We start from the raw sequence: 4543 nt of genomic DNA, 5'->3' as shown, positions 1-4543 counted from the left end.
GGCGCTGCCGCCGGAGGAGAAGGTCCGGATCGTGCTGTCGATCCTGGCCGGTGAGATGACCGTCGCCGAGGCCGCGCGGCGGGCGAAGGTGTCCGAGCAGTCGATCGGGACCTGGAAGCGCCGGTTCCTGGAGTCCGGCCGGGCCGGCCTCGCGGGCAAGTCCGGCCCCAGCACCCGGGAACAGCAACTCGAAGCCCAAGTAGCCGACTTGACCCAGGCACTGGGTGAGGCGGCAGTCGAGCTACGGGTGTGGAAGAAGTCCGCGGAGGGCCGGCTGGGCCCTTCGAGGACCTCGAGGTGATCCGCACCGGGGCGGGCATGCCGACCGCGAGGTTCTGCCGTCTGATCGGCGTGCCCGGGCGGGCCTGGCGCCGCCACCAGGCCCGCGCACGCCAGGGCGCGCATGTGAGAGGGCCGTGGCCGCGCCCGGCCCGCGAGAGCGTCCGGGAGACCGCCCGCCGGCACGCGCTCGCGCACCCGGCCTGGGGTCACCGCAAGATCTGGGCGATGTGCCGCCACGACGGCCACCGCGTCTCGCAGGCCACCGTGCTGCGGCTGTTGCGGGACGAGGGCCTGCTGCTGGAGGCGAACCACCAGCGGGAACGGCGTCGGCTCGCCGCCCGCCGCAAGGCCGCTTTCGCGACCGAGCCGGCCGGCCCGAACCAGGTCCGGCGGCTCGACTTCGGTTCGAGACGACCGGCGGCGGCACCTGGCGGCTCGCGGGCTGCCGGGACTACTGGTCGAAGTACGAGCTGGGCTGGCACGTGTCGCCCACCGCGAACCAGCACGACGCCATCGCCGCGATCGAACTCGCCATCAAGGAAGCGGAGTTGCTGGCCGGAAAGCCGCTGGCCGAGCTCGCCCCGCGCGACGCTGACGGCACGGTCCAGCCGATGGTCACGATCGTCACCGACAACGGCGGACCGCTCCGCTCGTTCCGGTTCGAGGCGTTCATCGCCACCCGGCCGGAGCTGCGGCACGTCCGCACCCGGGTCCGCACGCCCGGGCAGAACGGCTCACGCGAGCGCGGCTTCGGCTCGCTCAAGTACGAGAAGCTGTTCCTCGAGGAGATCCCTGATGCCCTCGATCTCGTCGGCATGCCGAGGACTACCCGGCGCGACTACAACACCGTCCGCCCGCACGAGGCCCTGGCCTGGAACCGGCCCTACGACGTTCACACCGGCACCGCGAACCCGCTCGTCCCCAACTTTCCCGAACCCGAAAACCTGCCAACTGCTTGACGCGGGACACTCGCTGACCTGCTGGCGCCGCCTCAAGGAGGCCACTGCGTGATCGTGTTACGAGCAGACCCGCTGTCCAAGATCAGGGAGAAACTCTGCCCGGCTGTTTGCCTGAACAGGTACGCGTTCGATCTTCGATAGTGGTTTCATGGGGGAAAATACCCCCTGCCCGGGATCGATCGGAGAGAACAACCATGGCCATCGTAATCAATGCGCACGGCATCACCACAGAGGGACGGGTGAAAGTTCCTAATGGAATGACGCTGCAGCTGTTCGTGGAAGAGGGGCACATGCTGAATATATCAGCCGGCCTAATGGACTTGCACGCTCTGCTTCAGGGCTATGGATCTGCGCAGCAGTTGACTTTGTCGGGTGGAGATGAACTGGACAATATGGAACTTGGCCCTCTTACGGAGGGCCAGAAGCGGGCCATTGAAAGGGTGTTGAGCGGCGGGGATAGGCTCGAGACGGTCGGAGGCCTTCTGATCCCCCATACGATGAAGCTGTGTGAGACTCCGGACATATGCGGGGAAACCCATACTTGCAATGGGGTCCTAGCACGGGCGGCGGCGGATAAAGATGGCGATCTGATCTACCTACTAGCATGTCGAGGGATTATTCAATTCGATTCCGGTGGATATCCACTAACATCTCCCGGCTGGGGAATGTCGATTATGGACCCGGCTCTCCCCCCGGGACAGGAGGCCCCGAGGAGCGAAATATACTCGCCCCTCAGCGATTCGCCTCGCAGCGGGAAGTTCTCCACGCTCATAGCTGATGACTTCATGGCATTCGCAAGCAAGTTCGTGGCCCTATACAGAGCGGGTGACCCAGATTCTCTTTACAAGGAGCTGCAAGACCTCCCGCCGGTAACGCTTTCCATGTTGTATCCTTACATTTCGGACGCCATGGATGATCGCTACGGATTCGAGAAGGCTTCGGCCGCAATGCGCATCTTCGATGATCGAGGCGATTATTCCTTCTTTCTGCACGCATTGAACGACAAATATCACCAGTGGCAGCATCATATTCATCGACGCGACATCAGCGAAGCATACGAAAGAATACATTTCGAATGGGATAAAATATTCAAATCGAATAAGGATCTTGTGGCATTTTGGTCGCGCCTAACTCCTTCGGACCGGCGCAAAATGGCCGACATGGGCGCCGCAGAGAAGATGAAAAAAGTTCGCGCCACGGGGGCCAGGATTGCCGAGGAAGGAGGTCGCTTCGCACTCCTGGCATGGACCAAGCAGGATGGCGCACTGTTTGGTGACGATGAAGATCTCCAGCAGCTTCTCCTCTGGGCACAGAAGGATTTTAAGTGGCATCAAAGTGCAGATACTGCCGCACGCAAAGCCTTCCTCGATAAACTCGATACCCGAGACAGAAAGTCACTCCTTGCACTAGTCAAGACCCAGGAGGAGATCGATACAGTAGCCCCTGTAATTGCAGAGGGGCTCAGGTTGGCAGACATTTCACGCAGCCACCTGGTTCTATGGGTCGCCCAGGGTGGAATCGATCGAATCAAGGCGATTTCTACCAACGAAAAACTCCACAATCACTGGAATGCGGCCACTATCGATGTAAAATATCTCAGCGACAAGACTCTAGCCGAAGTCGAGCAGCATCTGAATAAAATGGCGACGCCCGAGCTCGAGAGGAAGAAGTATATTGAATTTATAGAAACTTTCCGCGGCCTCGAAAACTCAAAGAAGGAAGCCGAGGCATCAAAAAAGGAAGCCGAAAAATCAGATCTGCTACAGATCCTGGATGGCGTCAGTGTCCAACAATCTCAGGCTCAGATCGTTGCCGATGCCCATAAAATTCGATCATCGAAACTCATTGATGGTGCGGAATGGAAGCTCTGCCAGTGGATCCTCGAAGGCGGCAGCGAGAGGCTGGCGACCATTTCCACGGACCCCGAGCTCAAGAAACATTGGAATGGATGCGTCGAGGTCGCAAAAATGTTCAATCAATTCCGCATTGACGGCAATGAGGCGCGTGCGAGAATGTTCCTTAAAGGCTTGGACGAAGGCCGGGAACCCTTTCTGGAATTTATCGCCCTGTGGATGAAGTCTTAGCTTGTTCTTTTTCTTCCTGACTCGAACGGTGTCTCGAACGGGGTAGCTCACATGGGGATTCGCCGGACATGAGGGCGGCCTTCGTCTGATCCTGTGCTCCGACCAAGGTGCACGTGACCACGACGAAGGCCGTGAGGGTGAGTCTGCTGCCTGATGCTGTCCGGCGGGAAGCGTTCGCGGAAGCATCACGCTTCCGGGGAGAGTTCTACGAGTGTCTGACCGCCCGGCGTGACGAGTTGTTCGAACTCGCCGGCGCGGTGCTGTGCGCGGACGGTGCGGTGAAGTCCCCGGTGGCCCTGACGCTGCTGCCCGAGCACCGTCGTGGGCACGGAGCGATGTACGGCGGCCTGAACCACGGCCGGATCGACGTCGTCCGGCGGCGGACGGTGCTGGCCGGGCTGCCGCTGCCGCGCTTCGAGGGCGGGCGCCTGGTCCTCGCCGTCGATGTGTCGCCGTGGCTGCGCTCGGACGCGCCGTGCTCGGCGGAGCGGCTGTTCTGCCACGTCTACGGCCGGGCGAAGACAGCCTCGCAGTTCATTCCGGGCTGGCCCTACTCCTTCGTGGCCGTGCTGGAGCCGGGTGCCACGTCCTGGACCGCGATCCTGGACGCGGTCCGGCTCGGTCCGGCGGACGACGCGACCGCGGTCACCGCCGCCCAACTGCGGGGTGTCGTGGAGCGGCTCATCACCGCAGGCCAGTGGCAGGCCGGGGACCCGCACATCGTGATCGTCAGCGACGCCGGCTACGACGTCACCCGACTGGCCTGGGTCCTGCACGATCTGCCGGTCGAGCTGGTCGGCCGGGTCCGCTCCGATCGCGTGATGCGCCTGCCGAAACCACCAAGGATGCACGGCGTCACCGGTCGGCCGCCCCGGCACGGCCCGGAATTCCGCTTCGCCAAGCCGGAGACCTGGCCCGAGCCCGCGATCACCACGGTCACCGACACCGCCAACGGGCGTTTCCCCGTCGTCGTGGACACCCTGATCATTGGATCGTGAGGATCCATGGAACAGGAGTTCCCGTTGGGGACGTCGAAGTACAGCCCTGAGTTCAGGGCCGATGCCGTCGCGCTGTACCACGCCAGTCCGGGTGGTACGTACGCGTCGGTGGCCAAGGACGTGGGTGTCAACCACGAGACGTTGCGGATCTGGGTGCGCGACGCGGAGGCGGCTGCCCGGCCCGGGGCCGGTGAGGCGAGTGCGATGGAGAAGGAGAACC

General features: G+C 62.6%; 4 protein-coding genes and 2 pseudogenes. All 6 read left to right on the top strand.

Features of this window, described 5'->3' with window-relative positions; translation table 11 throughout:
• Positions 1–301, top strand: a 301-nt coding sequence (locus AC2TEW_RS38365; protein ID WP_484627736.1) for a helix-turn-helix domain-containing protein, incomplete at its 5' end; no start/stop codon positions are given.
• A 17-nt stretch (positions 302–318) separates the two neighbouring features.
• A pseudogene (locus AC2TEW_RS38360) lies at positions 319–570 on the top strand (IS3 family transposase); the annotation flags it as partial.
• 194 nt (positions 571–764) lie between these two features.
• Positions 765–1241 carry an integrase core domain-containing protein gene (locus AC2TEW_RS38355; protein ID WP_484627790.1) on the top strand — a complete coding sequence of 159 codons (477 nt, stop codon included), beginning with the start codon at positions 765–767 and terminating at the stop codon, positions 1239–1241.
• A 194-nt stretch (positions 1242–1435) separates the two neighbouring features.
• Positions 1436–3325, top strand: coding sequence for a putative adhesin (locus AC2TEW_RS38350; protein WP_484627789.1), 1890 nt, complete (start codon positions 1436–1438; stop codon positions 3323–3325).
• Between the two features lie 137 nt (positions 3326–3462).
• Positions 3463–4278: pseudogene (locus AC2TEW_RS38345) on the top strand (transposase); the annotation flags it as partial.
• 51 nt (positions 4279–4329) lie between these two features.
• The coding region (locus AC2TEW_RS38340; protein ID WP_484627788.1) for a transposase at positions 4330–4543 on the top strand (214 nt) is incomplete at its 3' end.

The organism is Kitasatospora sp. NEAU-CNBT7, assembly GCF_057220535.1.
The sequence above is the reverse complement of the archived record's forward strand: the minus strand, read 5'-3'. Positions and strand labels throughout refer to the sequence as shown.